General features: G+C 68.1%; 20 protein-coding genes and 7 pseudogenes. 12 read left to right on the top strand and 15 right to left on the bottom strand.

Features of this window, described 5'->3' with window-relative positions; all coding sequences use genetic code 11:
* Positions 1–119: 119 nt before the first annotated feature.
* The 3 genes from OG936_RS39825 to OG936_RS39815 form a co-directional block, all read right to left on the bottom strand.
* Complete coding sequence (locus tag OG936_RS39825) at positions 120–1,187, bottom strand: tyrosine-type recombinase/integrase (RefSeq protein ID WP_331746337.1); 1,068 nt, start codon at positions 1,185–1,187, stop codon at positions 120–122.
* Between the two features lie 205 nt (positions 1,188–1,392).
* Positions 1,393–2,160, bottom strand: a complete 768-nt coding sequence (locus OG936_RS39820) for a dienelactone hydrolase family protein (protein ID WP_331746334.1) — start codon at positions 2,158–2,160, stop codon at positions 1,393–1,395.
* Positions 2,161–2,404: 244 nt separating this feature from the next.
* Positions 2,405–3,940 (bottom strand): transposase, encoded by a 1,536-nt coding sequence (locus OG936_RS39815; protein ID WP_406500933.1) that lies wholly within the window; start codon positions 3,938–3,940, stop codon positions 2,405–2,407.
* Between OG936_RS39815 and OG936_RS39810 the strand changes: the two are divergent.
* Positions 3,836–4,102, top strand: a pseudogene (locus OG936_RS39810) (hypothetical protein); the annotation flags it as partial. The gene OG936_RS39815 and the pseudogene OG936_RS39810 sit on opposite strands and share 105 nt — an antisense overlap.
* Before the next feature lie 106 nt (positions 4,103–4,208).
* Here OG936_RS39810 and OG936_RS39805 read toward each other — a convergent pair.
* The 3 genes and pseudogenes from OG936_RS39805 to OG936_RS39795 form a co-directional block, all read right to left on the bottom strand.
* Positions 4,209–4,559, bottom strand: coding sequence for a hypothetical protein (locus OG936_RS39805; RefSeq protein ID WP_331746332.1), 351 nt, complete (start codon positions 4,557–4,559; stop codon positions 4,209–4,211).
* Positions 4,556–5,068 carry a DUF6232 family protein gene (locus OG936_RS39800; protein ID WP_331746328.1) on the bottom strand — a complete coding sequence of 171 codons (513 nt, stop codon included), beginning with the start codon at positions 5,066–5,068 and terminating at the stop codon, positions 4,556–4,558. The genes OG936_RS39805 and OG936_RS39800 overlap by 4 nt, the downstream gene beginning before the upstream one ends.
* 206 nt (positions 5,069–5,274) lie before the next feature.
* A pseudogene (locus tag OG936_RS39795) lies at positions 5,275–5,469 on the bottom strand (Tn3 family transposase); the annotation flags it as partial.
* Positions 5,470–5,885: 416 nt separating this feature from the next.
* Between OG936_RS39795 and OG936_RS39790 the strand changes: the two are divergent.
* A pseudogene (locus OG936_RS39790) lies at positions 5,886–7,279 on the top strand (IS1380 family transposase).
* Between the two features lie 319 nt (positions 7,280–7,598).
* Positions 7,599–8,171 carry a hypothetical protein gene (locus OG936_RS39785; protein WP_331746325.1) on the top strand — a complete coding sequence of 191 codons (573 nt, stop codon included), beginning with the start codon at positions 7,599–7,601 and terminating at the stop codon, positions 8,169–8,171.
* Positions 8,172–8,474: 303 nt separating this feature from the next.
* On the opposite strand, the gene OG936_RS39780 is transcribed toward OG936_RS39785, so the two are convergent.
* Positions 8,475–9,347: a recombinase family protein gene (locus OG936_RS39780; protein ID WP_406500931.1), complete on the bottom strand. Its 873-nt coding sequence runs from the start codon at positions 9,345–9,347 to the stop codon at positions 8,475–8,477.
* A 331-nt stretch (positions 9,348–9,678) separates the two neighbouring features.
* Here OG936_RS39780 and OG936_RS39775 point away from each other — a divergent pair, with 331 nt between their 5' ends.
* Entirely contained in the window at positions 9,679–10,467 is a 789-nt protein-coding gene (locus OG936_RS39775; protein WP_331746369.1) for a class I SAM-dependent methyltransferase, read from the top strand.
* Positions 10,468–10,588: 121 nt separating this feature from the next.
* Positions 10,589–10,726, top strand: a pseudogene (locus tag OG936_RS39770) (recombinase family protein); the annotation flags it as partial.
* Between the two features lie 238 nt (positions 10,727–10,964).
* Here OG936_RS39770 and OG936_RS39765 read toward each other — a convergent pair.
* The gene (locus tag OG936_RS39765) at positions 10,965–13,949 is read right to left on the bottom strand and encodes a Tn3 family transposase (protein WP_331746318.1); all 2,985 of its coding nucleotides are present in this window, start codon (positions 13,947–13,949) and stop codon (positions 10,965–10,967) included.
* Positions 13,950–14,069: 120 nt separating this feature from the next.
* On the opposite strand from OG936_RS39765, the pseudogene OG936_RS39760 reads away from it, so the two are divergent.
* Together OG936_RS39760 and OG936_RS39755 are read left to right on the top strand one after the other, a co-directional pair.
* Positions 14,070–14,370, top strand: a pseudogene (locus OG936_RS39760) (transposase); the annotation flags it as partial.
* A 292-nt stretch (positions 14,371–14,662) separates the two neighbouring features.
* Entirely contained in the window at positions 14,663–15,550 is an 888-nt protein-coding gene (locus tag OG936_RS39755; RefSeq protein ID WP_331746315.1) for a hypothetical protein, read from the top strand.
* Positions 15,551–15,894: 344 nt separating this feature from the next.
* Here OG936_RS39755 and OG936_RS39750 read toward each other — a convergent pair whose 3' ends face one another.
* A complete protein-coding gene (locus OG936_RS39750; protein ID WP_406500930.1) occupies positions 15,895–16,332 on the bottom strand; it encodes a hypothetical protein in 438 nt (145 codons plus the stop codon).
* 136 nt (positions 16,333–16,468) lie between these two features.
* Complete coding sequence (locus OG936_RS39745) at positions 16,469–17,035, bottom strand: GNAT family protein (RefSeq protein ID WP_331746366.1); 567 nt, start codon at positions 17,033–17,035, stop codon at positions 16,469–16,471.
* Positions 17,036–17,547: 512 nt separating this feature from the next.
* On the opposite strand from OG936_RS39745, the gene OG936_RS39740 reads away from it, so the two are divergent.
* Positions 17,548–17,856, top strand: a complete 309-nt coding sequence (locus OG936_RS39740; protein ID WP_406500928.1) for a hypothetical protein — start codon at positions 17,548–17,550, stop codon at positions 17,854–17,856.
* An 11-nt stretch (positions 17,857–17,867) separates the two neighbouring features.
* Here the strand turns inward: OG936_RS39740 and OG936_RS39735 are convergent, their stop codons facing one another.
* Together OG936_RS39735 and OG936_RS39730 are read right to left on the bottom strand one after the other, a co-directional pair.
* Entirely contained in the window at positions 17,868–18,236 is a 369-nt protein-coding gene (locus OG936_RS39735) for a DUF6207 family protein (RefSeq protein WP_331746309.1), read from the bottom strand.
* A 62-nt stretch (positions 18,237–18,298) separates the two neighbouring features.
* Complete coding sequence (locus OG936_RS39730) at positions 18,299–18,934, bottom strand: hypothetical protein (RefSeq protein ID WP_331746306.1); 636 nt, start codon at positions 18,932–18,934, stop codon at positions 18,299–18,301.
* Positions 18,935–19,517: 583 nt separating this feature from the next.
* On the opposite strand from OG936_RS39730, the pseudogene OG936_RS39725 reads away from it, so the two are divergent.
* Positions 19,518–19,864: pseudogene (locus OG936_RS39725) on the top strand (DUF4158 domain-containing protein); the annotation flags it as partial.
* 128 nt (positions 19,865–19,992) lie between these two features.
* On the opposite strand, the gene OG936_RS39720 reads toward OG936_RS39725, so the two are convergent.
* On the bottom strand, positions 19,993–20,304 hold the full coding sequence (locus OG936_RS39720; protein WP_331746296.1) for a hypothetical protein: 312 nt from the start codon (positions 20,302–20,304) through the stop codon (positions 19,993–19,995).
* A 684-nt stretch (positions 20,305–20,988) separates the two neighbouring features.
* Here OG936_RS39720 and OG936_RS39715 point away from each other — a divergent pair.
* Positions 20,989–22,263: pseudogene (locus OG936_RS39715) on the top strand (DUF4158 domain-containing protein); the annotation flags it as partial.
* A 533-nt stretch (positions 22,264–22,796) separates the two neighbouring features.
* Entirely contained in the window at positions 22,797–23,351 is a 555-nt protein-coding gene (locus tag OG936_RS39710; RefSeq protein ID WP_406500926.1) for a DUF2690 domain-containing protein, read from the top strand.
* Between the two features lie 62 nt (positions 23,352–23,413).
* On the opposite strand, the gene OG936_RS39705 is transcribed toward OG936_RS39710, so the two are convergent.
* On the bottom strand, positions 23,414–24,001 hold the full coding sequence (locus OG936_RS39705; protein ID WP_331746290.1) for a DUF6245 family protein: 588 nt from the start codon (positions 23,999–24,001) through the stop codon (positions 23,414–23,416).
* A gap of 305 nt (positions 24,002–24,306) precedes the next feature.
* Here OG936_RS39705 and OG936_RS39700 point away from each other — a divergent pair, with 305 nt between their 5' ends.
* Positions 24,307–24,681, top strand: coding sequence for a peptidase inhibitor family I36 protein (locus OG936_RS39700; RefSeq protein WP_406500925.1), 375 nt, complete (start codon positions 24,307–24,309; stop codon positions 24,679–24,681).
* 291 nt (positions 24,682–24,972) lie between these two features.
* Here OG936_RS39700 and OG936_RS39695 read toward each other — a convergent pair whose 3' ends face one another.
* A complete protein-coding gene (locus OG936_RS39695) occupies positions 24,973–25,869 on the bottom strand; it encodes a helix-turn-helix transcriptional regulator (protein ID WP_331746284.1) in 897 nt (298 codons plus the stop codon).
* Positions 25,870–25,876 lie beyond the last annotated feature (7 nt).

The following is a 25,876-nucleotide window of genomic DNA, read 5'->3' as shown; positions in this document are numbered from 1 at the left end:
TCGGAACCTACCGGTGGGTTACTTGCTCCCTGGTGTCCGCGCTAGGACTACAGGGGGTGTGACCGAGATACGCGCCAAAGGGGCAACGGGATGATCTTGAAGCCCTGATCTGCTCGGATTTACGTGCGGCGGCGTGCAGCGGGGTCGCGTTCGGCGACGTGCCGGGCGACCGAGTCGACGCCGGGGCGGGCGTACCGCTCCAGGGAGCGGACGGAGGCGTGGCGGGAGCGGGCCAGCAGCATCGGGGTCGAGGTGCCGTCCTCGGCGTTGTGTGTCAGAGCGCTATGCCGGAGCCGGTGCAGGGTACAGCCGTCCAAGTCCTCAATGTCCTCGGGCGAAGCGAGCGGGTTGGCCAGCAGCCGGGTGTTCTCCTCGAAGATTTCCTCAGCGCGGCGGTAGGAGAGCCGGCCCCGACCAGTCTCCGGGCACACGTCCAGCGTCGGCGTTCCGGCCGGGGCCTTGCGGTCGGTGAGGAACAGCGGGCCGCGGGTGCGGCGGGCGATGAGCCGGGGCAGGAGCTGGGCGGTGCCGGACTGCCAGTGAATCCACTCGGTCGCCCCGCCCTTGGCGGTGATCTTCCCGCGCTTGTCCTGCGGGTAGAGGTCTTCCACGTTGAGGCACAGCACCTCGTCGGCCCGTGCGGCGGACTCGTAGAGCATTTTCCACTGGGTCTTCTCCCGCAGCGCGACGTCGAGGCGCCACAGGGCGGCGATCTGGTTCTCCGCGAGAGCCTTGGTGCGGTCGGGCGGTGCCGGCCGCCGCTCGATGCCGATCGTGGGATCGCCTTCGATCCAGCCTTGGCGCTGCCACCAGCCGATCGCCTTGCGGGCGATGGACAGTTCCCGGTTGACGGTGTCGGCGTCCATCTCGTCCGCCCGCGCGGCGGCCAGCTCGGCCAAGACTTCCGGCAGCGCCGGGTCGTCGATCGAGGTGATGGGGAAGACGGGCGATTTCGCGCCTCGGCGGGCGGGCCCGGTCGGCGCGGGTTCTCCGGTGAGCATCCATCCCCACGTCGTGAGGGAGATCCGGTAGATCCGGGCGGAGGACTTCGCGATGCCCGCGCCGGTGAGGTAGCGCTCGACCGCCGCGGTGTACGACGCGGGCGGGGCGGACAGAGGTACGACCCGAGCGCGCGGCAACCGAAGTGCGCCCCCGCTCCCGCGTTCGGTCACCGGTTCGATCGTCACGCCGTCCCGCCCCTCCGACCCTGCCGCAGTAAATGCGTACACCTCGCCCCGGCGGCCGGAATGGCCCGCCGCAGGTCGCGGTGATCACGGTAGGGGCTCTGCCGCAGTAAATCCGGCATTTACTGCGGCAGTTGCGAACGCGTTTCCGCGATCGAGCATCCGCCCGAATGCGGTTCTGCTGTGCGGACTTGAGGGGAGGGGACTGTCAGTGCCCGGCGCCAGCATGCTTACCTGGGTCATGCCCCAGATCCTCCGTCACGGGCAGGCACTCGGCGAGCAGGTCGACGACGTCGCGCCAGGCTCGCTGCGCGTGCCGTGGGTGGTAGCCGACGCCGGGGACCACAGGGTGGCCGACCGGCGGGTGGTGGAAGGCGTGCAAGGCGCCGCCGTAGACCGCGAGGCGCCAGTCGACGCCCGCGGCCTGCATCTCAGCGGTGAACGCGTTCCGTTGCGCGGGCGGCATGATCGGGTCTTCCGACCCGACCCCGGCCCACACCGGGCAGCGAATGCGCGCCGCCTCGCCCGGTCGGCCCGTGGTCAGTGCGTTGACTGTCCCGATCGCGCGCAGGCTGACGCCGCCGCGCCCGAGTTCCAGCCCTACGGCGCCCCCGGTGCCGTAGCCGACGGCGGCGATCCGGTCGGGGTCGGTCCGCGGTTCGGTGCGCAACACGTCGAGCGCCGCATGGCCGATGCCCCGCATCCGGTCGGGATCAGCGAGCAGCGGCAGGCAACGGGCCAGCATCTCCTCGGGGTCGCCCAAATAGCGCCCGCCGTGAAGGTCGAAGGCCAGCGCTATATATCCCAGTTCGGCGAGAGCATCGGCCCGGCGGCGCTCGACGTCGCTGAGCCCCATGCCCTCTGGTCCGAGCAGCACCGCAGGCCGGCGGTCGACACCGGCCGGGAGCGCGAGGTGCCCGATCATCGTCAAACCGTCGGCCGGATACTCGACCGTACGCGTCGTAATCGTCGTCATGAGACTGGACTGTAGTGATCGTCGAGCCCGGTCCGGCTGGTGTTCTGCCGCTGGCAGAACAGCGCGGGTATCCCTCTGAAATACGGCGAGGGCTCACGAGAACCGTCACAAACCCCGTCCCCACGGCAGCGCTATCGGATCACCTGCCCAGGCCACGGTGTTGGAGGCTGACCCTCGCAGCAGGATTCTGGGGTCTACCGGCCCGCTCCCGTGAAGGGCGTCACCAGCTAGTTCACCTCACGGTTCAGGCGGCCTGGCCGAGGCCGGCGGGGGTCAGGTCCTGCTCGCGCAGCGGGGTGAAGTCGACGTCGAGTTTCGGGTCGTACGCCTCGGGCTGGATGCCGAGTTCGTGGGTGCTGTACTCGCCGAACCGGTTGATGTGTTCGGTCAGGTACGGCGAGATGTGCGCCAGGTCTTCCGGGTCGATCTCCCATCCCTCCTCCAGCAGCTGCCGCACGATCTCCGCGATGTCCAGGGCGTTGTGGAAGATCACCGCGTTCGTGAGCAGCGCGTTGAACTTCATCGCCTTCTCCTGCTCGATGGGGTCGTTGTCGGCGATGACGCCACGGTTGCCGAAGCCAATCCACTGGGAGAACCGGTTGAACGACTCCACCTTGTTGGTCGCCGCCGTCACCCGCCGGCGCAGCGGCGCGTCGGAGAGGTAGCGCAGCAGCTGCACAGTGCGGATCACGCGGCCGACCTCGCGGAAAGCGGCGTAGGTGGCGTTCTTTCGCGACCCGGAGCGCAGGCGCTTGAGCAGTGTGGAGGAGGAGATGGTGCCCTCGCGTACGGAGACGGCCACGCGCATCAGGTGGCGGAACTGGGACTCGATCAGGTCGAAGTCGATGATGTTCTTGCCCGGCTCCCCGAACAGGGCGTCGATGTGCACGTACTCGCTCTGCTTGGAGGGCCGGTAGAAGGTCAGTTCCTTCCAGTTTCTGATCCTGGGCATCAGGTCGAAGCCCAAGAGGTGGGCGAGCGCAAAGACAGGGAAGCTCTGGCCCTGCGTATCTGCGTGCACGGTGGTCGGCTGCACCTCGCTGGTGTTCTTCAGCAGGCCCTCGATGATGTAGACGGCCTCCCAGACGCCGCACGGGATGAAGTGCGTGAACAGCGCGATGTAGGTGTCCGAGACGTGGTGGTAGGCGATGCCGCCCGGCTTGCCGTACCTCACGCTCGTCTCGGAGAGCAGGTTGTCGAGGTACGTGTCCATGTGGGTGCCGTCCGCCGCGACGGCGGTCCCGTCGCCCCACGCCTGCGAGATGTCCACGCGGGCGTGCGCGTTCACCAGGTCGGCGACCGCCTCGTTCAGCAGCACGATCGAGAAGTGCTTGTTGGCGACGTACGACAGCTCGTGTCCGCTTACGCCGGGGATGTGCCGGGCGGCCTCGTACGGGCCCATGTTGGTGCCCTTGACGAACGTGACGATCACATAGCGGCCCAAGGGGTCGGTGAGCTTGGGCTCGTTGCCGGACGGCGGGCCGAAACGGCGCCACCACTCCACCCAGTACGCGGTCCGGGCCACGATCCCCATAAGGGAACGCTCCGGCATCCTCGCCTTGATCTCCTGCTCCAGCCGCTTCGCCGAGGGCCGCTGGCCGTCAGCCCGGAACGCCTTCAGTGACGGGACGCCCGTCTCCGGATCGATGACCAGGCCGTCGTTCTCCGGGTACCCGGCGTCCGCCGGCTGTCGTACGGGCAGGCCCGTGCCCTGCTGGATGCCCACACCTCGGTCGGCGGGGCGCCGGGCACGGGCTGGGACCTGCACGAGTACCGGCATTCGGGCCTTACGCACCTGGGTGAGGCCGGGGCCAGCCTGCCGATGCTGATGGCGAAGTCCCGGCACAAGAAGCCGGGGAACGTACGGAAGTACTTCCACCCCTCGGCGGAGGCGATCGCCGAGGTCACGAGTCTGCTCGCGCCGGGGGACAGCAGACGGTGAGGCTCTACAGGCCGGGACGCCGTGGGAACTCGGCCGCTATCTCAAGGCCCGGGTTCGCTGCTTTGCCTACGGCGTAGGCCAGACCGTATCCACCAGGGCAGACCCGTCAGCCCAGCAGCGCGAGCAGCCGCCCCAGCGCCTCCATGACGGGCCTGCCCACCTCGCCCACGGTCGCCGCGATCTGCGAGACGGACGCCAGGATCATGCCGCGCTCACGCAGGGCGGCCCGGTCGGGGGTGAGCGCGGGCAGCGCGTTCTCCACGGTCTGGGCCTGGTCCGGGGTGAGCACCGGGCGCAGGTCGTTGAGGAGGCGGGTGAGGTCCGTCACGGCGGCTTGGAGCTCGGTGTCCTGAGCGGTGCCGTCGTTGTGGACGACGGTGCCGTGGTTGATGCCGATGACCTTTTCGCCGCCGTTCACGTTGACGACGTCTCCGTAGTAGTTCGATGTGTCGCTCATAGTTTGATCCCTGTGTTTCCTCTGCCGCCGTTCATGTTGACGACAGAACCGAAGTTGTTCGTCGTGTTGTACTGCTCGAGGACGGCGGAGAACTCGTATTCCGGGTGGTCGATCGCGTACACGATCTGCCCGGCGATCGCCCGCAGTTCATCCATGGTCGGCAGGGTCAAGACCACCCTAGAACCGCTGTTCAGCTCGACGACCAGCACCGGCTTCCTCGACCCGAGCAGGACGGCGCAGACAATGACCAGGGTGAACAGGGTCAGGACGCCCGGGGCAGGGCCGCCGCCCCCGCCGCCCCCGTCCGTGGAGTCGAGCCAGGCGGAGACCAAGAAGGCGAAGACCACCAACAGCAGGAAGTAGACGCCGGCCTTGCCCCAGGCGGGCTTCAGCCTGAACACTTCGACCCAGCTGACATTGCGCAACGGAACCGCCGCCGACCCCACCCACAGGATCTGCCGCTGGACCCGGAGTTCCAGCGGCTTTCCCCTGCGGGGAGGCAGCGGCATCGGCGGTATCTGAGGAGGCGGCTGAGACGGGGGCCGGGGCGGAAGCTGTGGCGGAGGCCCGGGAGGTGGTACGCCGATGCCGCCTGTGTGATCCATGGTCCCCCCCGTGCTGTCGTCACAACCACCCGCGCAGTGCGTGGCGCGGGAGCATCATTAAGCCTGTGCGGGGTCGTGGGACGGCAGACGAGATACGGCCAATGTCATCGTCACTCGTCGTCGGCGGCGTCCGGGTCCCGCAGCGGCCGCAGGCCGCCGGGCAGGTCGGGGAGCTGGAAGGAGTACCGGCCCAGCATGTTGATGTGGTGCCGTACGAACGGTGAGAGGCGGGCGACGTCCTCGTCACGGACGTCGAAGATGTCCGCCCGCAGCTGGTGCACCGCGGCGTCCATGTACCGGGTGTTGACGGCCTTGGGGAACATCGGTACAGCCGTTGGCGCTGAGATTGATCATGAGGTCTGGCTGCGGATCTCCGTGTTCGGGTGGGGCTGGGCCTGGAGACGGTCGCGGAGGTCGATCTCCTCGGGGGCGAGCGAGTCTTCTGGCCGGCGGATGCGGGCGGGCTTGGGCCGCAGCGGCAGGCCGTCGTCCGCCGCGGCCTCCTCGGCTTTAACAGGGCAGTTATCTGTAGGACGACTTCAGCCCCGTCCGGCCGCTGATGCTCCCTCAGCCGCTCACAAGGGCCGACCTCGGCTTAGCATTGATCCACCGATCTGGTGGCTGTGGATGACTCTTCGGGAAACAAGGAAGTGCCTTGTGACCTGCGATGATGGGAGTTCTTGAGGCTTCCAGCACGCACGATCGGCAAGGCACTTCCGAGATGCAAGTTTCCCATACTCCAGCGGCGGTCTCCGCCGCGTTCGATGACCCGAATCTGGTCGCGCATGCCGGGCTGGTTGCGGTGATGCGGCTGGCCGAACGGTGTGGACTGTCGGGCCTGGTGACGCAGAAGGTGAAGCTGACCGGGACGACGAACGGCGCGGGGGCGTCGGCGGACGCCAAGGTCAGCAGCATCGTGGCCGGCATGGCCGCAGGGTCAGACAGCATCGACGACCTCCACGTGCTGCGGCACGGCGCGATGCGGACCCTGTTCCGAGGGGTCCGTGCCCCGTCCACACTGGGTACCTTCCTCCGTTCGTTCACCCACGGTCACGCTCTCCAACTCCACGCTGTCCACCGCAGGTTCCTTGGCGAACTGGCCGCGCACACGCCGCTGCTTCCCGGCTCCGGCACGACGGCGTTCATTGATGTCGACTCCACCCACAAGCGGGTCTACGGCCGGACCAAGCAGGGCGCCGAGTACGGCCGGTTCAAGGGCATCCGCACCCTGCACCCCCTGCTCGCCACGATCTGCACCCCGCATTCCCGGCCGGTGATCGCCACAGTACGGATGCGCCGCGGCAAGGCAGCCGATTCCCGTGGGGCCCCGAAGTTCGTGAGTGAGGCGCTGGCCACCGCCGTCGAGGCGGGCTGCACCGGCACCCGGATCCTGCGAGCGGACTCGCAGTTCTACAACGCCGGGGTGATCGCCGCCTGCCGCCGGTCCGGAGCCCACTTCTCGATCACCTGCGGCATGAACCCCTCCATCAAACGGGCCGTCCACAGCATTCCCGACGACGCCTGGCAGCAGATCACGTACCCGACCGCGGTGCCCGATCCCGAGACCGGTGAACTCATCTCGGACGCCGAAGTGGCCGAGATACCCCAGTACACCGCCTTCGCGAGCCGCACGAAAGCGGAAAACGGGTCACCGCGCGGCTGATCGTGCGCCGGGTCCGTGACCTGGCCACACCCGCCGTTGTGGGTGAGCAGGGCGAGTTGTTTCCCGTCTGGCGCTACCACCCGTTCTTCACCGACCAGCCCGCACAAACCCTCCAGGCCGAACGCGAACACCGTCACCACGCGGTCATCGAGAAGGTCATCGCCGACAGCAAAGCCTCCGCCCTGGCCCACCTGCCCTCCGCACACTTCAACGCCAACGCCGCATGGCTCACCCTGTGGGCGATGACCTACAACCTGCTGCGGGCCACCGGCGCACAAGCCTCCGCCTTCCACGCCAGGGCCACTACCGCCACGATCCGCACCCACCTGGTCCACGTTCCGGCCCGGATCGCCCGCTCCGCCCGCCGCATCACCCTGCACCTTCCGCACAACTGGCCCTGGCAGCACGCCTGGACACACCTGTTCTCCACCGCCCACGGACCGTCCGGCTGATACGAACAGCCCCTGCCCACCCCGCCCGCAAGGGCCCGACCCGAACCGAACCGTGGAAATGCTGGGCAGACCAGCGGACACAACCTGCCCTCACCCGGCCACCCGACCCGAAGCCGATCAAAACCCGACTCTCAAACCACCTCGGTGGATCAAGGCTTAGCGCACGATCTGACATGGATGTTCCTCAACCCCCCTTGCACACTGGATGTACGTCACCACAGATCACCTCCTTCACCCCTTCCGCGCTCCTTACCGGGGAAGGACAGGACGATCCGCAGAATTCGTGTCCGGGGCTGTCGGTGCGCGCCATGATGAGGGTGTGGACTACAGCCTTGTGATCGCCGCCGCCCAGGCCGCAGGCCCCTGCCCGCTCGGCGGGGAAGCCGCGTGGGGCCGCCGGGTACATACCCTCACCGTCGACCTGCACGTGATCGCGAAGCAGGCGGCGCAGGACGTCGACCGCCTGGAGAGCGCGAAGACGTTCGTCGCGTTCCTGGAGAAGGTGGAGATCGAGGAGACCAGCCGCCGCGGCCTGCTGACCCTGCGGCCGCCGTCCGGCGATGCCGAGAACATCCGCACGGAGCAGGAGGAGACGGACCGCGGTCGCCAGATGATCGACCGTGCCCGCTCCCTCGTCGGCCGGTGGGTGCTCGTCTACCGGTACAACGAGGAGAAGGCCGGCAACCGGCAGCACAACGTGCGCATGCTCGCGCACCTCGTCGACCTGGGCGACGGCGCGATCTCCGTGAACGTGGCGAAGAAGGTCCTTCTCGACGACGCCGATGGTGTCGTGGCACGCGCTCAGGGAGCGTGGGAGAGTGCAGGCCTCCCGGGCACCGGTACCGTGACGGTGGCGCAACTGGAGAAGGCGCGCGCAGAGCTGCAGGGCTGAGCCGCACCTGCAGCGCGGCCGATCGACCGTGGACGTGTCAGGACCCGTCGAACCCCCGGAACTCTGATAGAGCGGAGGTTCGATAGGAAGCGTCATGACCACAAATGGACCAGCCCAGCGCGAGGTCTCTGCCGTACTGGACTGCCCGCCCGCGCACGTGGGCCGGTGTGCTCGCTACGCTGCCAGCAAGCTTGGCACCACTACGGCTTGGTAGTAACCCCGCTGTGCGGCAGTGCTCCGCCTGTAGGCCCCGGTCTCCTATCTCTGACCCACGGTGCAAAGTAGCGACAGGGGTCGCAGCGGTCAGGCGCTCGTCAGTGCTGCCGCCTGTTCGTCGTGTTCGCGTAGCATCCGCATGACGGTGGCGGGTGAGGGGTGCTGTCCCTTCTTCGTGCCCGTGGTGATGACGAGCCGCTTGGCGATGTCGCGCAGGCTCATCTCCTTCTCGTCGCGCAGGTGGAGGGCCATGGAGAGCATGTCGGGGTCGGTGACGCCGGCGCCGCCGATGGTCTTGCCGCGGTTGCGGGCGGACTCGTGGCCTTCGAGGGTGCGGTCGCGGATGTACTCGCGCTCCATGCCGGACATGGCAGCCAGCACAGTGAACACGATGCCGGAGGGGTCGTGCGAGCCCTTCAGCTCCCCGGCGAGGAATTCCAGGCCGACGTCGCTCGCCTTCAGTTCCTCGGCGAGCATGGCGAGTTCGATGCCGCGGCCGAGCCGTTTGTGTTCGTGGACGACGAGGGTGACGCGCACGCCGGAGGAACGGATCTCCCCGGCGAGTCTGACGGCCGCCTCCAACTCGGGGCGGATGGTAGCGCGGGTGGAGATCTTCTCCGAGAAGACCCGGGTCACCCCGGCCTCAGCAAGGGAGTCGAGCTGTGCGTCCAGGGACTGCCGGGCGGTCGAGGCGCGGGCGTACCCGAGTCGGACGTGTCCGACCGTCTCGGCGCCGGCGCTCGCGGGCCGGGGGAGCTCGGTCCAGACCGAGCCCGGCTTGCGTACGGCAGGGGTCGGGATGCTGAGGGCCTTGGCGAGTTGGGGCACGAGGCGGAAGCGGGCGGTGTGGTACTGGATGGCCACCTTGGCCTTGCCGGTCCGGCACGGGGAGCCCGCGGGGGCGGCGCAGGTGGACATCGGGCAGGCGTGCGATTCCACGAGCTTGAAGTCGTCGTTCACGCCCCAGACCGTTTCATGGGGGCGTTTCAGACGTCCAGTCGTTTGCAACAACTCATGAAACATGATCGCCGCAGGTGGACCTCCGGGCGTCGGGGTGTTTCACGAGCGGTCGCTTATGAAACAAACCCGGCCCGGGGAGCCTTGCGCTCGCGCTTCGGCTCTCCGGCACCAGCGCCGGGGGCGCTTGCTGTATTCCGGGAGGGCCCGCCGCACCGGCGTGGCCCGACAGGGAGAGGACTCCGGGGTAGACGAGATCGACCCGTGCGACGACGCAGCGCAGCAGTTGGCCGCAGCCAGGAACCGAACTGCTGCAGCGCACGTCTCCCGCACCATGATCTCAAGCGAGCGCCAAGAGCACGCGATTTCCACCAAGCTGGTCTCGCCGTCCGCAGTGAGTGTGGATCCGTCGAAGACCAACGACTACAACAGCTTCGCCGAGGCGTACACGGCCGCAAACGAAACCAACCTGGTCAATGCCTACTACGAGCGGCCCGCGATGCTGGCCCTCGCTGGAGACGTGGCCGGCCGGCGGATCCTCGACGCCGGCTGCGGCTCGGGGGCCCTGTTTGCCGCGCTGCGCGACCGTGGCGCCATTGTGAGTGGCTTCGACACGAGTGCCGGGATGCTGGAGCTGGCTCGGCAGCGGCTCGGCGACGGTGCGGACCTGCAGGTGGCGGACCTGGGCAGCCCGCTTCCTTACTCTGATGACACGTTCGACGATGTCGTCGCGTCCCTGGTGCTGCACTACCTGGAGGACTGGGGGCCGGCGCTGGCCGAGCTGCGACGCATACTCAGGCCCGGCGGTCGGCTGATCGCGTCTGTCGACCATCCCTTTGCCATCAACCTCATACACCGCGAGGCCGGTCGCGAGGCCGAGTGCAACTACTTCGACACCACCAACTGGACCGAAGAGTGGACCATGGGCGGCCAGACCGCCCTGGTGAGCAGATGGCACAGGCCGCTGCACGCGATGATCGAGGCTTTCATCGGGGCCGGTTTCCGGATAACGGTCATCAGCGAGCCGGATCCTGATCCCGCCGCCCGCGAGATGTTCCCCGAGGCCATCGCGGCCAAGCCGCGCTTCCTGTGCTTCCTGTTCTTCGTCCTGCAGGCCGAGTAGCAACCAGAACGACCTGACCGCTGGGAAGCGGTCAGCTGTTCTCGTCGTCGGCCGCTTTCTCGTCGGTGCTCGGGTCACGCAGCGGGCGCAGCCCGGCCGCCGGCGGGCGGGTGAAGGCGTAGCGGCCGAGGAAGTCCAACGCGGCTTCCAACGAGAGCTGACCTACGACGGGCTCCGGGCCGCCGAAGCCAAGGACAAGAAGGGCGGGCACCGCCCAGCCGTCCCAGCCGACAAGACCGACACCGTCCGCACCGCCTGGCGGACCACGGTGGCCGGGTTGTGCGGGCGGCCGGTCTCCTGCAGGACCTGGAGGGTGTCGTTGTAGGTGTTGCGGAGCACGCCCGCGGTGAACTCCAGCTGGTCCGCCTCCAGGTGCGCCAGGTGTTCGACGATCGCGACGCGGTCCCGGGCCGCGTAGGCGCGCATCAGGTCGAGCGCCCGCCACGCGGCCTCGTTCATCCGGGGGTCGGTGAGGTCCTGGAAGTCCTGGGTGTTCTTCATCGTGTCCCCGTGGTTGATCGGGCGCTGGTGTCCGCCGGTGTTCGGGGGCGGGGCACGGCGGCGACCGCCCCGAGGTCGAGCCGCTTGTCCATGTCCAGACGGAAGGTGCCGTACGGGTTGACGTTGGACCAGAACAGCGCGGTCAGGCCGCGCCGGTCCTCGTCCGAAAGCTTCTTCGCCCACTTCGGCTCGGCCAGGACCTGCTGGAGCAGCAGCGTGTTGACGTGCACGAGGCTGGACTGGAGCAGGTGTAGCGCGAGCATCGACGTCTCGGCGTGCTCCCTGTCCGGGCCGGTCAGGGCACCGTCCTTGCCGTAGTGGAGCACGGTGTTCGCCGAGTTCCAGTTCTCCACGACCTGGAGGCCGCCGTGGATCTCACGGCGCAGGGCGGGGCTGGCCAGGTAGTCGCAGGCGAAGATGGTGCGTACGGCGCGGCCGAGTTCTTCGAGCGCGGCGTAGGCGGGGTGCTTGGGGCCGCCGCGGGTGAAGCGCCGCAGCACCTGCTCAGCCTCCGCCGTCCCCAGGCGCAGGGCGGTGGCGTACTTGACCATCTGGTCGTACTGCTGCTCGATCAGGTCCCAGCGGATCGGACGGGTCAGGGAGCCGCCGAGCGCGGGCCAGCCGGGCGGGGTGTCGTCCGGGCGGTAAAGGCGGATGCTGCCGATGTTCTTCAGCCGGGGCAGCAGGCGGAAGCTGAGCAGCTCGGTGAAGGCGAATCCGACGACGCTCGCGCCGTGGGTGTCGACGTAGTTCGACTCGATCTCGGCGTCCGTGCAGTGCCGCAGCAGGCCCTCGATCATCGCCGCGACCTCGGACGACGAACAGCTCTTGAGCTGGGAGTAGATGCAGACGTTCTTCCGCTCCACGTGCCAGTAGATCATCACGCCGTTGCCGCCGTAGCGGGCGTGGTACTCGGTCATGAAATTCGAGGACCAGGACCCGAACTTCTTCGAGTCCGACGCGCACGCGGTGCCCTGCCCCCACCATGCGGCGTCCCGTGCGGCGAACGTGCCGTTGACCATCTTGGTCACGGCGGCGCGCAGGTTGTCGACGGTGATGAAGTGCCGGCGCACGTGCCGCAGCGCGGCCTCGCTCTCGCCGTGCTCGCCGGTCGCCACGATCGCCCGGATGCCCATGTTCGTGCCCAGGGCGAACAGTGCGAGCAGCAGGCGCCGCTGGAGGGTGGCGCGGTCGATGCGCTCGTACGCGGCGACCGAGGAGAACTCGTCGGTGAAGCCGGTCAGGAAGTCGGCGTTCTTCAGCACGTCCAGGAGATCGAGCACGCCCCACCGTCGTACGACCTCGTCCTTCAGGGCCGCCAGGCCGGTGGGCTCGTCCAGCAGCTCCAGCTTCGGCACGGTGATCCACGGCTCGCCCTTGCGGGTGGCGACCTTCACCCCGCCCGCACTGCCGTCCGCGAGCGCCGCCGACAGCCGGTCCAGAGAGTCCGTCATCCGCTGCTTCGGCCCGGCGACGAACTCCCCGGGGTCCTCGGGCTGGCGGATCGCGGCGTAGTGCACGGTACGGGCGGACTCGAAGTCACCGGGCAGGTCGTCCTCCGGGTCGCACCACCGGGCCGCACCCTCGACGTAGATCTCGCGGCGCCTAATCGCGTCCCGCACCGCCACCAGCACGCACAGCTCGTACGGGATGCGCTCGGTCCGGCCCTTGTCGTCGACGACCGCCTCGCGCCAGTCCTTGCATACGACACCGTCCATCGGCACCACGTCGGACGCGTCGTAGAAGCGGGTCTTGCCGTCGACGCCGGCGTACTTCTCCAGCAGTGCGAGCGCGTCCATCACCGGCCGGTAGGCGGTGTTGTTGCACCTGAAGCCCAGTGTCCGCAGCAGCGGCGGCAGCATCTGCCGGTAGTACGAGCTGTAGGAGGACCGCAGCGTGGTGCGGACCTTCGCCTTGAACGCCTTCTCGTTCGCCTTCGCCTCGGTGATCAGGTCGCGCAGCGTCTTCTCCCCGACCACCGGGTACAGCACGGCTCGTACGGTCCCCTCGGGCCGTCCTACCGCCGCGTCGGCGAGCTTGAAGAGGATGCCCTCCTTGCCCCGTACCTTCTTCAGCTCCGCCGTCAGCTGTCGCTCGACCCGCCGCTCGGCACGGGCGTTGATCTTGTGGACCAGGGCGACGAGCAGTTCCACCAGGGCGTCGGTGATCTCCGCCTGGCGGGACGCGCACAGGGCGGCCAGCAGGGTGGTCCGTACGTCCTCGCCCGCATCCCGGAAGTCCGAGGGGTACATCTTGATCGCCCGCGCCCGCCACGCGGTCACCAGCTTCTCCGAGCAGTTCGCGAACACCCCGTCCGGCAGACCGAGTTGCCGTACGGCGGTCAGCTTGACGATCTCCGTCAGCAGCGAGTCCAGCCCCACCGCGCCCGGGTCCCGCTTCAGCGAGGCCAGCAGCGCGGTGCCGTCCTCGTTGCCCTCCACGACCAGCGCCAGGAGGCGGTCGGCGCACACCTCGCCCAGACGCGCGACGGTCTGCGCGCAGAAGACGCGGTCCGCCCGTGCCCGTGCCGTGGCCACGATCCGCTCGACACGGCCCGGGGGCTCGATGCGGTCACTGCGGCACTGCACGAGCAGGGCCTCGCGCAACCGGTCCTCCACCAGTTCCACCGGGCAGACGTCATCGGCGAGCCAGGCGGTCAGCCGTTCCTCGTCCGCGCGGGTCGCGGGGCGGAACCCGAGGGCCTCGCGGATCTGCGTACGGTGCCCCTTCGCCGAGCGGGACGACAGGTCGTACTTCGCCAAGTCCTCCGCCGACACCTTGACGACGTCGGCCACGTAGTCGACCGCGGCCTGCGGGAACTCCTCCACGAACTGGGGGAACCGGCCTTCCAGCTCGAAGAACTTCAGCATCAGCACGAAGCCGAGCCGGGTCGGACCGGACTTGTTCGCGACCAGGTCCCAGTCACTGCCTACCGGCGTCCAGCACGCCACCACGTCCTCGGAGGACCACTCCCGACGCATGAACGCTCCCCCTCCGCCGACAACACGTTCGGCCTAACGAGGTGGCCGACCACGAAGCAACGGGCCCGGACAAGGGAGCGACGGCTACTTTGCACCGTGGGTCAGAGATAGGAGACCGGGGCCTCCTACGCCGGACTCGCCCCCACCACCAGACAATCCGGGACCTCCATCCACGGTGAACACGCCCCACGAGGAGGAAACCGACAACTCAAGCGCGCCATGTTCCTCTCCGCCTTCGCCTGCATGAACGCCGACCCGGCCTCCCGCACCTACTACGACAAACAACGCGCCCGCGGCAAAACCCACACCTCAGGCCCTCCTTCGCCTCGCACGCCAACGCATCAGCGTCCTGTTCGCCATGCTCCGAGACGGCACCTTCTACGAACCCCGCACGCCCAGAGGCGTCAAGCTCGCCGCATGACCCAGCAAGCCCGAACCGACGGAGGCGCCTTGACGAAGGACATAGAGGCACCCCCCGCGAGCGAAGACCAACTCAAGAATCGATATAACAGCAAGAAGCACCACAGCTACTGCGCCGGCCTGTGGGCCCGGTTCCGGGAGGCCAGAGGGGCGTGATGACCGTACCGGATCGGGACGTTGCGTTTCGGTTCGACACGGACCGAAACGAAAGCAGCACTTGCACGGGGAGGAGAGGCTCTCAGGCTTCTTGCTGTTATCCAGAATGCGGATACTGGGTCCGTACGCTGTTGCGCATGCCGACCGCCCGCCTGCACCCCGCCGACGCCTTCACCGCCGTCAACGGCTTCCTCGACGAGCTCGAACAGCGCGGGTACGTACACGAGACGCGGCGCCTGCGCGGCCACCTCCTCAACGAGTACCTGGAACACGCCCTGGGCGAGGCGAAGGCAACCACCCTCACCACCGACGAGCTCATGGACCTCGTCCACGCCGACGCGTGGCTCGCGGCCGCGGCCGCCGGCGAAACCCGCCGCCGCAACACCCTCCTCGGCCCCGACGCGGCCGCCGCCTACAACTCCCAGCGCGCCCGCATACAGACCTGGAACGCCTTCGCCGAACACCTCGGCCTCCCCCTGCGCCTGGAACTGCCCCCAGCCGCACACGGCGACTGGCTCGAACCCGAAGAAGCCCACAAACTCCTGCGCACCCTCGCAGTGAAGCGCCCCGTCGGCGCCAACGCCGCCACCTCCCTGCGCACCGCCGCAGTGGCCGCACTCGTCGCCGCCACCGGCCGCTCCATCCCCGACCTCCACCGCCTGGACGTCACCGATGCCGACCTGGACCACCGTCCCTTCCCGCAGATCGAGCTGGACAGCGGGCCCCACCCGCTCGACAAGGAGACCGCCGACATCCTGCGCCGCTGGCTCGACGTGCGTGCCGGCATCACCGAGCAGCTCGAAGGAACCGATCCCGGGTACCTGTGGATCCCGACGAAGCCCGGCCGCCCCCGCGACGGCAACGAACCACCGAAGCCAGGCCTGACCCGGGCCGCAGTCCGCACCCTGCACGCCGCCCACCGCACCCTCGTCATGCAGGTCTTCGGCGCACCGATGCGCCCCGGCGCGCTGCTGCTCTCCCGGCCAAGTGCGCGACATCCCGTGAGATTCCCTGAGCCCTGCTGAGTCCTTGTCCCTGTGGCCGGGGGGGCCTTCGCGGGCAGGACGCGACGCCAACGAGTGTCTCGGCACCTACATGACCCGCGTCAAGGACCTGCAGTTCCTCACCGGACCTGACAGCCGGACCACTGTCCATGTTTAAAGCTTGTTTCTGCGCCGACGCGCCGATTTCGTCGAGGCGGACACGCAGAACCGCCCGTCCGACCGACCTGACGAATATCTGGAAGCCTGGGTCTCTCTGGGTTGTGTCCCCGACAGGCGCGACTCACGAGGAGCCGGGTTTTCTGGCCCACAGGGGCACTAGCGATTCGGAGGTACTGGCCCCGCCCGCCGCACGGATGCGGCGCTGGTCAATCTTGTTTCCTATGCCTCTCCCTTCCGGCGATCGCCGCCGCCGCGGCGCCGGCGGCACAGCCGGGGACCAGCACGGCGACGGCGACAAGAGTGGGGTTGACGAAGACGGGGACCAGGTCGTAGTCGGCGTTGCACTTGTTATGCAGCGGAAACCACTGCGACGGCTCGCGCCAATACTCAGTGCGGTAGGCGTCGTCGTAGCCGACGCCTAGCATCTGGCACGTCTCCTGGGAGTCGAGGCCGCCGGAGAACACTCCGGCGAACCAGGTCGCGCAGCCCACGCCGACCAGCACGACGGCGGGAAAGGCCCACCATCCGGGGCGCGCCCAGCGCCGCTGGACCATTCCGCGCACCGTCTTCCAGACACTCAGGCAGAACAGAGCCAGAAGCAGGGGCGGGAGAAGGACGGTGGCAACAACCGAGAGGGCTTTCACTTCACCACTCTTGTCTCTTCGTTCATCTGCGAGCCGCACGGGACGTGGTGGCCTTCAGGTACTTCTCGTGGTTCGGTTCGCTGCCCGCGTGCAGCGCGTCCGCTGCTCGGTCCGGTCCGAGGCGAGGAGCATGCGGTCACCGCACCGATGGGTGCTGGTGCGTGGCCCAGTGTTCGGTGGCTGTGATGCCCAGCAGCACAACGTCGTGGTAGCTGCCGGCGAAGAATTCATGCTGGCGAAGCCGTCCCTCTTCGACGAAGCCTAGTTTGCGGTAGAGAGCAAGGGAGGCGTCGTTGAACGCGTAGACCTCTATTTCACACTTGTTGTAGCGCTGCTCGGCGAACATGTAGGTGAGGATCAGCTCGGTGGCCTCAGTCGCGTATCCCCTCCCGCGGTGATCCCGGGCGATCTCGATTCCCGCCTTGAAGCGTCCCGCACGGCTATCGGTCTCTCCGACTGTCACAGACCCTGCGAACACACGGTCAGCCAGCACCTCGACTACCAGCCGGAATGCTTCACCCCCTGGCGGACGCCCCGCCCGCTCAGCAGTCCAGGAACGAAAACCCTCGTCTGAGCGTGGGGGGTCGACCAGGTCGGCGTTGCGGACATCGACGGTGTTCCGGGCCAGGTCACGAAAGCCCTCCCAGTCTTCCGGCTCGACACCCCGCAGGCGTATCTTCTCACCGGTCCACATGTCACTCATGGCGCCTACCACTTCAGTCGGTTGCAGGCCGCTGACGGCCATGCACTCAAATGCTTACACGGTAGCGGTGAGGTGCGGTCGCGTACTGAGTGGGCGCTGCTCTAAACGCCGCTTGTGCCTGCCCGTCGCTCAGCGTGAGCACACAGCAGGCCCCGGGGCTTGGGAGGAGACATGCCCGTTAACGCTAAGCCGGTGATCATGGGCGACCAGCACAGGCGGTCGGTCCGGCTGCGGGGTTCGGTGGAAGGTCCCTGACCGGCTGCGGGCGCCGACAGCTTCCTGGTCATGCCCGTGGAGTTCCTGACCGACGAGCAGGCGGCGTCGTACGGCAAGTTCGACGAGGAGCCGACCCGGCCGGAGCTGGAGCGGCTACGCCGGCCGAATCGGCACTCGCTGCGGTGTGCCCTGGCGGCCGGTCAGCCGCCTGGCGCACGGAATGATCCAGAGTGCTCGTCAGCCGGGCGACACGACTGCTGTCGCTTGTCGCGATCGGGTAGCGGCAGAGCACATCGATGAGCACCGGTGTCGCACGCTGCCGCGACCGTTCCAGCAGGGCATCCCCGATCGCGGGATCACCGCCCGTCTCCACCTCCCCGATGCGCGCAGCGCTCGCGCAGGCCCGCAGGATGTGGCCGACCTGGCCGGCCTGGGCGATGGGGTGCAAGACCGGCGGCCAGCTCGACGAAGCACTGCGCAGACAGACGGTCCTCCTGCTCGGCGGTGACGGAGCGCGCAGGAGAGTGGAACTGTGCCCCGCTCCCACCTCACCCGCCACGCGCCCGGCGGCTGACTGGTCCGGGCTCCGGCCTGGTGCCTGGTGAAGGCGGTCGGTCTACTCGGAAGGGAGCCGCCGGGTGTCCACGTGCATGCGTGCTTCGGCTCCTGGTTCACCGGGCACTTTTTGTACGGGCCCGGTCCCTGGCGTGGCCGACTGCTGTTCGAGTGCGGTCATGACGGCGGGGGTGGTTGCTTGGTCGGCTGCGGTGATGTGGAGGTCGGCAAGCCCGGGCTCTCTGAGGTGCTGCGCGGGGTTTCGGTGCCATGCCCGTACGGCTGTATACCGCCCTCGTCGACGCCTCCACGCACCTTCGCGGTCCCGAGCTGGATGTTCCGGGAAGGGATATCCTTGGGGCTGGAGGCCGGACGAGAATCCCGGCCCGGTTACGGCGGGCCGGGATTCTGTGTTGTGCGTCTGGCCCAAGGGCCCGGGCCCGGTTACGGCGGGCCGGAGTTCTCCAGCATGCGCATCAGGCGGTTGCTGGTTTAGTAATCGCCGAAACCGCCGCCCTCGCCGAAATCGCCGCCCTCGCCGTGGTGGCGCTTGACGACGCGGAAGCTGGCGATGACTCCGTTCTTGACCTTCACGCCGTCATTCATCTTCTCGTGGTGCTTCTTCTCGTGGTGCTCGCCCTTCTCGAAGTCCTCGTCCTCGTCCTTGCCCGGGCGGACGTTGTTGGCGGAGCTGCGGGGGCCGACGGTGGCGATGGGGGCGCCGTTGTCGCACACGGCTCCGCGGAAGACCTCGACCTCGTTGCGGCTGTCGTTGCGGATGTTGAAGCTCTTGGCGCCCAGGCCGCTGACGACGGTGATGCAGCCGTCGGGGCGGCCGGAGAACTCGCGCTCGTTGATGTGGATCCGGCCCTCGTAATGGCGCTTGCCCTCACGCTCGTTGCCCCGGCGCTCGTTGCCTTCGTTGCCCCGGCCTTCGTTGCCCCGGCCTTCGTTGCCCTTGCCCGTGTTGCCGCCCTCCCCGCCCATGGGGGCCTGGGCGAGGACGGAGGCCGGGGCCTCCTGGGCCTGGGGGGCGGGGACGGCGGAGGCGTAGGTGATGCCGGTCGCGGTCAGTGCCGCAGCGGCCGCGACGGCCGCCGCGATCGCGTGGGAACGGGTCATGATCATGTCGCTTGTTCTCCTTCTCGGACTCAGAGACAGTCCCGCTGTAACAGCCGGTGCGTGATTGAACGTACTAACACCCCCTATTTCTGTCATATCGAGCAAATCGGGACCCCCGGCTTCGTGGGGCTGATCGGGTATGCAGAGCCCCTTTACACCACTTTGAAACGGAACTGACTAACCGTCAAAGTTACTCAAAACGTGGGAGATTGAATGACAGTTAGCCCTTGCAGGTGATCTTCTGACGTCCACTCACCCGCTGTGGCAGTGGGGCGCCGGGAAGTATCGGCAAGTCGCTGCTTGACATGTGGCCTGCCGTAGGTTCCAAGAAGCCACGTGAACGGTGGCTGCACGACGAACGTGACCGCGCATAGCAGGATTCGTCCAGGCCGGACGGTGACCAATACCGGCGGGCACGGCCTGCCCGCCGCGGCCTGGGCCGACCGCCCGGCGTGCCCGGGTGTGAGTAGTTGAGGCACAGGAAATCCCGGTGAGATTGATCTCGATCGGCTAGCACACCTGCCAGGAGCCTCGCTGGGGTTCACGGAAAGCCCTCCGGTTGGGCATCAGTGCAGGCTACGGTCCGGCCGTGCCGGTGGAGTTTCTGACTGATGAGCAGGCCGAGGCGTACGGGACGTTCACCGAGGTGCCCACGCGCCCGGAGCTGGAGCGGTTCTTCTTCCTCGACGATGACGCCGTGATCTGATCGCGCTGCGCCGTACAGACGCGCACCGGCTGGGCATGGCGGTGCAGATCTGCACCGTCCGCTACGTCGGGCGCTTCCTGGGCGAGGGCCCACTGCCGGTGCCGTGGGAGGCCGTGGAGTACCTGGCCGGGCAGCTTGGCATCGCCGACGCGTCGTGCGTGAAGCGGTACGCCGAGCGGCGCTCGACGGTGTACGAGCACGCGGCGGAGATCCAGCAGCGGTTCAGGTACCGGGACGCATGATCGAAATGGGGAACGCGAAGGGGGTTCCCCTGTCGGGGAACCCCGGCACACCGGCTGCGGAAGCAGGCCCTCTCCTCCCGAGGCTGCCACGAAGTGACAAGTAACTCAGCGTGTAGTTAGGGCCTTGACTTCTGTGTGGAATTCAGGAACTCCCTTTCCGCCTGCACGGTCGGATTTTCGTCCCGCCCCTGCTCGATCTCGGCCGGAGTTCCCTCGGTCTCCAACTCGGAGATCCTGCGATCCATCTTCTTGTCCTCGGCGTACTTGCGGTACTTGTTCACCCCGTACGCCACCCCCGAGGCCGCAGCGAAGCAGGCCATGTAAGTGACCGCCGACTTCTGCCCCTGCGCCCGGTAGAACGCCCTCAGAGCATCGGGGCCGCCGCGTTCACCTGCTTCCTGAGTAAGCCTCGTCCAGGCGTTGCCCATGCGTCCATTCCCATCTCCGAGATAGCTTTCGGCTCCGCGCCGCTCCGGTTGATGCTGCGGCGCCGGCCGTCGGCTGGATGCTACTGGCCTCCGGTGCCCGCTGACTGCCACTTCGCGCACCCGAGGAAGCGGCAGGCGGTCCGCCGGGCGCCGGACGACCCCTGTGGCCATACGCGGCGAGGTGCTGCGCGCCACCGAGCGCCGAAAATCTGCATGCGGGGTCAGTGCGCCACCGCAGGTCAAGCTCGACCCCGGCCGCCGGCGCCCTGCGCCCGCTGCGCGACCCGGACGCGCCCGAGCTGGACGAGGACGACGACGGCAGCGAGGACCGAGCCGACGCTTACGGGGTCCCAGTAGTTCTCGCGGAAAAAACAACGCTAAGCCGTGCGACAGCCCATTGATCTGGGCTGATGGCCGTGCTCACCGTCGGGCGGCAGATCATGGTCGAGCCGCGAGGAGCGGCTGGACGAACTACTGCCGGCCGCGGTGCGGAGCTCGAAGCGGATCAAGGCCGACCCGGCCATGGCGAACCTGCGCGACACCGGGTTCCCTGCGTAAGAACGCCACAGGATAGTGCAACGCCACCTGTCGTCCCGGGAGTTCGGGGATTTCTGTCTGTGCCCATCGTCTGGCCGGGTAGCGGTGGTGCTCGTCTGCGTTGATCGAGTGGGATGGGAGGAGCCGATGGCCACCAGGGTGTTCTCGGATGAGGAGTTGGAGGGCTTACGGTCCTTTCCGGCGATCGGCAAGGACGAGCTGATCCGGTACTTCACCCTCACCCCGGCCGACGAGGCGTTCCTGCGGAAGTTCCGCCGGGCCCAGAACGTGCTCGGTGCCGCCGTGCAGCTGTCCGCCCTGCCCTGGCTGGGCTTCGTCCCCGACAATGTGCCCGCCGCTCCGCCCGCGGCGGTCGGCCGCCTGGCCCGCCAGCTCGGGCTCGCCGTCGCCGATCTGGCGGGCTACGGCGAGCGTGAGCAGACCCGCACGGACCATCTGCGGGAGATCGCCGAGTATCTGGGGTGGAATCCGGCGAAGGCCATCGAGCTCAAGGAGCTGGATGAGTTCCTGCTGGCCCGCGCGATGGAGCACGATTCCCCGAGCCTGCTGTTCAGGCTGGGCTGTGAGTACCTGCGTTCGGCGAAGGTGATTCGGCCGGGTGTGGTCTCGCTGCTGGAGAAGGTCGCCACCGCCCGTGAGGCCGCCGAGCGGGAGACCCATGCCCGCGTGGCCCACCTGCTGTACCCCGAGCGGACGCAGGGGCTGAACGGGCTGCTGGTCGTCGATCCGGAGCTCAAGTCCTCGCGGCTGCACTGGCTGGTGACCGGGCCGGTGCAGGCGTCGCCGACGAGCGTGGGCGGCGAGGTCGAGAAGCTGAGGTTCCTGCGCGGCCTTGGCGCGGACACTCTGGACCTGTCGTCGCTGCCCGCCGAGCGGCGCCGCTACCTGGCCCAGATCGGGCGCCGGCTGACCGCGCAGGCCCTGGTGCGGCGCGAGCCCAACCGGCGCCATCCGATCCTGCTGACACTGCTCGCGCAGTCCTCGGTCGACGTCCTCGACGCCGTGGTGCAGCTCTTCGACCAGACTCTGTCCGGCTCGGAGTCCCGCGCCCGGATCAAGCTGCGCGAGGTGCTTGCCGAGAGGGCCAAGCTCTCCGAGGACCGGCTCGCCCTGCTGGACGAGATCCTGCCGGTGCTGGCCGATGCCGGTATCCCGGACGAGGCGGTGGGGACGCTGCTGCGCGGGAAGATCGGCATGTCCCGGCTGCGGGCCGCGCACGCCGGGGCCACCGTGCGGCTGCCCAAGGACCACGGGCACCTGGCGCTCCTGGAAGGCTCCTACACTTACATCCGCCAGTTCGCGCCGAAGGTGCTTCAGGCGGTGCGGTTCAAAGGCGGCACTGAGGCGAAGCCGCTGATCGAGGCCCTGGAGATTCTGCGGGAGCTGAACGCGACCGGTGCCGCCGCCCAGGTCGTGGCGGGCGTCGTGCAGTTCCTCCAGGAGCGCGAGGACCTCGTCGCGGGCGGTGGCGGGCCGAGGTGCCGGCGGGCAGGTCGGCGCCGTAGGAGTCGAGGATCAGGCCCAGCGAGCGCGGCCGGGCGGCGAGGCCGGGCCCGTCGAGCTCGCGGTGCCGGGCGACCAGCTTCTCGGCGGGGCAGCGCGGGCCAGCTGCGGCCACTGACCGTGGAGACGGGCCAGAGACCACACGGCGTCGGACAGGCGCGGCTCGTTGGCGCGACACCAAGCGTCACCGGCCCGGTTAGCGGGCCCGCTCGGCGCGCTGGCGTTCCGGGCAGCGGTCGCTGCGGTAGCCGGCGGCGTCGCGTTCAACCTCCGACTGAGTGCCCGTTGCCTGATCCGGGTGTTGTCGTTGCCTGAGCGAGGGGCGCATAAGGAGGGGGCTTGCATGCCTTCTCTGCTTCCGACGTGCGCCTTTCCCCTGTGGCAACAGGGGTGGATCCTGTCTCTCCCGGCCAGCGCAGCAAGGGGTCACCGTGACGGCAAGCAGCCCCAGCGACAATTCCGCAGCGTCCCCCGAGCCCGAGTCACAACCGCCCGCAGGCAGGCGAAGCAGGCGCAACAGCGCGACGACACTGGCCTACGCCGTGGCGGTCGTCGGCGCCGTGGCGGCTGCCGTCGTGACCCCGCTCGGAGATCACGTAATGAAGGCTTTCCTCGACGAGCCGACCTGTCCGGGTGAAGCCTGCGACGGGAAGAACCCGCAGAACCAGGGATGCGGCGAGGACGCGCGCACTTTCAAGCCCGCCGTCGGTAACCCCGCCCTCCTTCAGCTCCGCTACAGCGAGAACTGCCAGGCGGTATGGGCGCGGATCGAGCGGGGCAGCCCGGGGGACCTGGTTACAGCCGAGGTCACCGGGGGAGCCAAGCGCACTGCCGAGATTGAGTACGGGGACGACAAGTTCACCGGCATGGTGAGTGTGGGTGACGGCGAGTTCCAGGTCATCGCCTGTGCGGTCCCCAGGGCCGGTGGGGAGAGCACTTACGAGCGCTACTGCATTCATGCGACCGAGGCGACCGCCTGGCGGTGACCCGGAGGGGCGTCAGCAGGACCAGGTGTGCGACCTGAGGTAGGTGTTGGCTCTGGCGCGCCTTACAGGTCGGCGAGACCGCCGGGGAACAACGCTGCGGCCGTCGCGGGTAGCTCGTCGATCTCGGCGAGCGCCTCGGCCAGGTCCTTGCGGGCCCGGGCCAGTTCGTCGGGGATCTGCCCGGCGCGCTCGTCGTCCGTGGAGAAGACCGCCGAGCAGGCCAACAGTGAGAGCAGGGCGCTCGCAGCACGGGCCGCCGCCGCGACGACCGGACCGCACCCCTGCTTGTCCAGCCCCTTGAGCACGTGGGAGACCTGGCCCGTCTGCCAGTGCAGTGCCCCGATCACGCCCGGCCCGTCGGCTCCGGAGGCCCTGATCACCTGCTGGCGTGCCAGCATCATCTCCTGCGCCCCCGCGCCCCGGACGAGCATGTGCCCCTCGGCGAGCATCCCGACCCCGATCGAGGCGCCGTACAGCGCGTTGGCGAGGATGGCGGCCAGGACGTGCTCGCCGCCCACCCCTGCGGCCTGCTGCTCCAGTTCGTCGGCGGTGGGTGGCTGGGCGTACGCGCCGAGCGCGGTCATTGCCGCCGAGACGGAAGCGGCGCTCGGTGCGGGTGCAGGGGTCTGGTGCGGGTTCGGGATCGACATGGGCCGGACCGTAGCGGCATCTCCGGCGAGGAGAGCGGCTTCCCGCCAAACCCGCCCCGGCTGGCAGGAGCGCGTGATAGCCCGAGCCCTTAGCTTTACGATCCGACGGGGACGGACGCTATCCTCCGGCAGAAGCTGGACGGCGCGTTCGGGTAGCGGGGCAAGCGGTGAGGCAAGACGGCGCCTTGAGCCAATACCTCAACGAAACCTGCCACTGTCTGTGGTTCCTTGATGGCAAAGCGTGGCTGAGCAATACGTTCCTGGGGCACGGCCGAACGCGCAACCCCTACTTGAGGAGCATCTACGTGCGCCGCATACTCGTGTCCATCCTGACCGCGGGATTCGCCGCCGCGCTGACCGTCGCCGGCCCGGCCTCCAGTGCGTCCGCCTCAGCCACCGGCACTGCCGCCTGTCCGAGCGGGTACCTGTGCGTGTGGGATCAGATCAACTACCAAGGCAACATGTACAAGTTCTCCGGTTCAAACTCCTCGTGGGCCGCCTGGGCGATCAACAACCACGACTCATCCTGGTACAACCACGGCACATCGGGGCTGAACGCCTGCGTGTGGCAGTACGAGGGCTACTTGGGCAGCGTCAAGGTCATCAAGGCCGGCACCTCTTCGCCGAGCGACTCGGCCCACGCCCACCTCGGCAGCTCCAACAGTTGGGGTAACTGCTAGGCGCTGACCGGCCGGATCCCCGGCGGTAACTGTCCGCCGGGGATCCTGGGCCGTTCGTGGGCTGCGGGTTCGACGGTTGGGCGCGCTCGACGCGGGTCTCCTACTTCTCGACCGTGCGGGACTGGTAGCCGGTCCGCTCGCTGATATCCAGTGGTGACATGCCGTCGATCTTCCACGGCCGCCGCAATTACTCACACCCGGGCCTGCCGGGCGTCAGCACATGGCCCCCGACGCCTTGGACCTGCTCGGGTCCGCACGGCTAGCAAGACCCTCCTCCTGAATGAAGCCGACTCAAAAGACGGGCGGTGGGTCGATGTACTTTGCGAGGAGGCGAACGTCTTCCCAGCTCGCGGTGACGAACGCGCATGATCTCTTGTCCCAGCGGATCTGCAGCGTGAGGGTCTTCGGGGGGGTCCCTGAGGCCCAGTCCGCCGCCAGGGGGCCCGGTTCACTGGGATTGAGGGTGCCCTGTGCGACTGTGCTGTCGTCAGTCTTCAGTGTCCACTGAGGGGAGATCTGGTGGCTGGCGCACTCCGCTGCCGGCTCTATGCGGAGCTTGCCCCGGACTCCGACTTGGACATGGTGATTCTGGATTTCAAAGGTCGTGCTGATGTGCTGGGTGGTGGTCCAGCGCATTTCTTTGATCTTTGAGCCGTCAGCAGCGATGCGGGGCCTTGATCCGCTTTTGTATGCGAGATCCGGGGGAAGGCCCGGAACCAACCAGCCGTTCAGCGCGAAGCTGACGGCCAATAAGACCATGGCGAACCTCCATCGTGGCCCCTTCCCCTTGCTAACTGCCGGCCCCACCGGCAGGGCCTTCTGTCGGTAGGCCCGACGCCGCTGGGCATCCGCAAGTTGCTTCTCAAGTTCCCGCGCGCGCTCTTCCCCTACGTGCTCCTCAATCAGTTCCACGATCCGGCTGAGCAGTTTCTCACTTGGCGCCCTAAGTCCGCGGATAGTTCGGGAAAGCCCGCTTGCACTCATTGAGAGCAGCTCGGCGATATCTTTCTGATCTAGCGGTCTTTTGCTCCGCTTCTCCTCTTTGAGCCGCAATGGAAGAGCATCGATGACTGCGGGAGGGACGTGTTCCTGAAGCTCGCCGACCGCAGCATGCAGGAGTGAAGCGACCTCCCGCAGCTCTGGTTTCGGTTCTTCTTTCTTGCTTTCCGCTTGCGCCGCTCTGGCCACAGCACCC

This window comes from Streptomyces sp. NBC_00846, from assembly GCF_045207325.1.
GTDB lineage: Bacteria > Actinomycetota > Actinomycetes > Streptomycetales > Streptomycetaceae > Streptomyces.
The sequence above is the reverse complement of the archived record's forward strand: the minus strand, read 5'-3'. Positions and strand labels throughout refer to the sequence as shown.

Excerpts from the sequence above, each read along its gene's own strand:
- OG936_RS39720 (WP_331746296.1), bottom strand. The coding sequence starts at position 20,304 with ATGGGCAACGCCTGGACGAGGCTTACTCAGGAAGCAGGTGAACGCGGC.
- OG936_RS39775 (WP_331746369.1), top strand. The coding sequence starts at position 9,679 with ATGATCTCAAGCGAGCGCCAAGAGCACGCGATTTCCACCAAGCTGGTC.
- OG936_RS39740 (WP_406500928.1), top strand. The coding sequence starts at position 17,548 with ATGAGCACCGGTGTCGCACGCTGCCGCGACCGTTCCAGCAGGGCATCC.
- OG936_RS39820 (WP_331746334.1), bottom strand. The coding sequence starts at position 2,160 with ATGACGACGATTACGACGCGTACGGTCGAGTATCCGGCCGACGGTTTG.
- OG936_RS39805 (WP_331746332.1), bottom strand. The coding sequence starts at position 4,559 with ATGAGCGACACATCGAACTACTACGGAGACGTCGTCAACGTGAACGGC.
- OG936_RS39815 (WP_406500933.1), bottom strand. The coding sequence starts at position 3,940 with ATGCCGGTACTCGTGCAGGTCCCAGCCCGTGCCCGGCGCCCCGCCGAC.
- OG936_RS39755 (WP_331746315.1), top strand. The coding sequence starts at position 14,663 with ATGCCGACCGCCCGCCTGCACCCCGCCGACGCCTTCACCGCCGTCAAC.
- OG936_RS39765 (WP_331746318.1), bottom strand. The coding sequence starts at position 13,949 with ATGCGTCGGGAGTGGTCCTCCGAGGACGTGGTGGCGTGCTGGACGCCG.
- OG936_RS39705 (WP_331746290.1), bottom strand. The coding sequence starts at position 24,001 with ATGTCGATCCCGAACCCGCACCAGACCCCTGCACCCGCACCGAGCGCC.
- OG936_RS39745 (WP_331746366.1), bottom strand. The coding sequence starts at position 17,035 with ATGAGTGACATGTGGACCGGTGAGAAGATACGCCTGCGGGGTGTCGAG.
- OG936_RS39730 (WP_331746306.1), bottom strand. The coding sequence starts at position 18,934 with ATGATCATGACCCGTTCCCACGCGATCGCGGCGGCCGTCGCGGCCGCT.
- OG936_RS39800 (WP_331746328.1), bottom strand. The coding sequence starts at position 5,068 with ATGCCGCTGCCTCCCCGCAGGGGAAAGCCGCTGGAACTCCGGGTCCAG.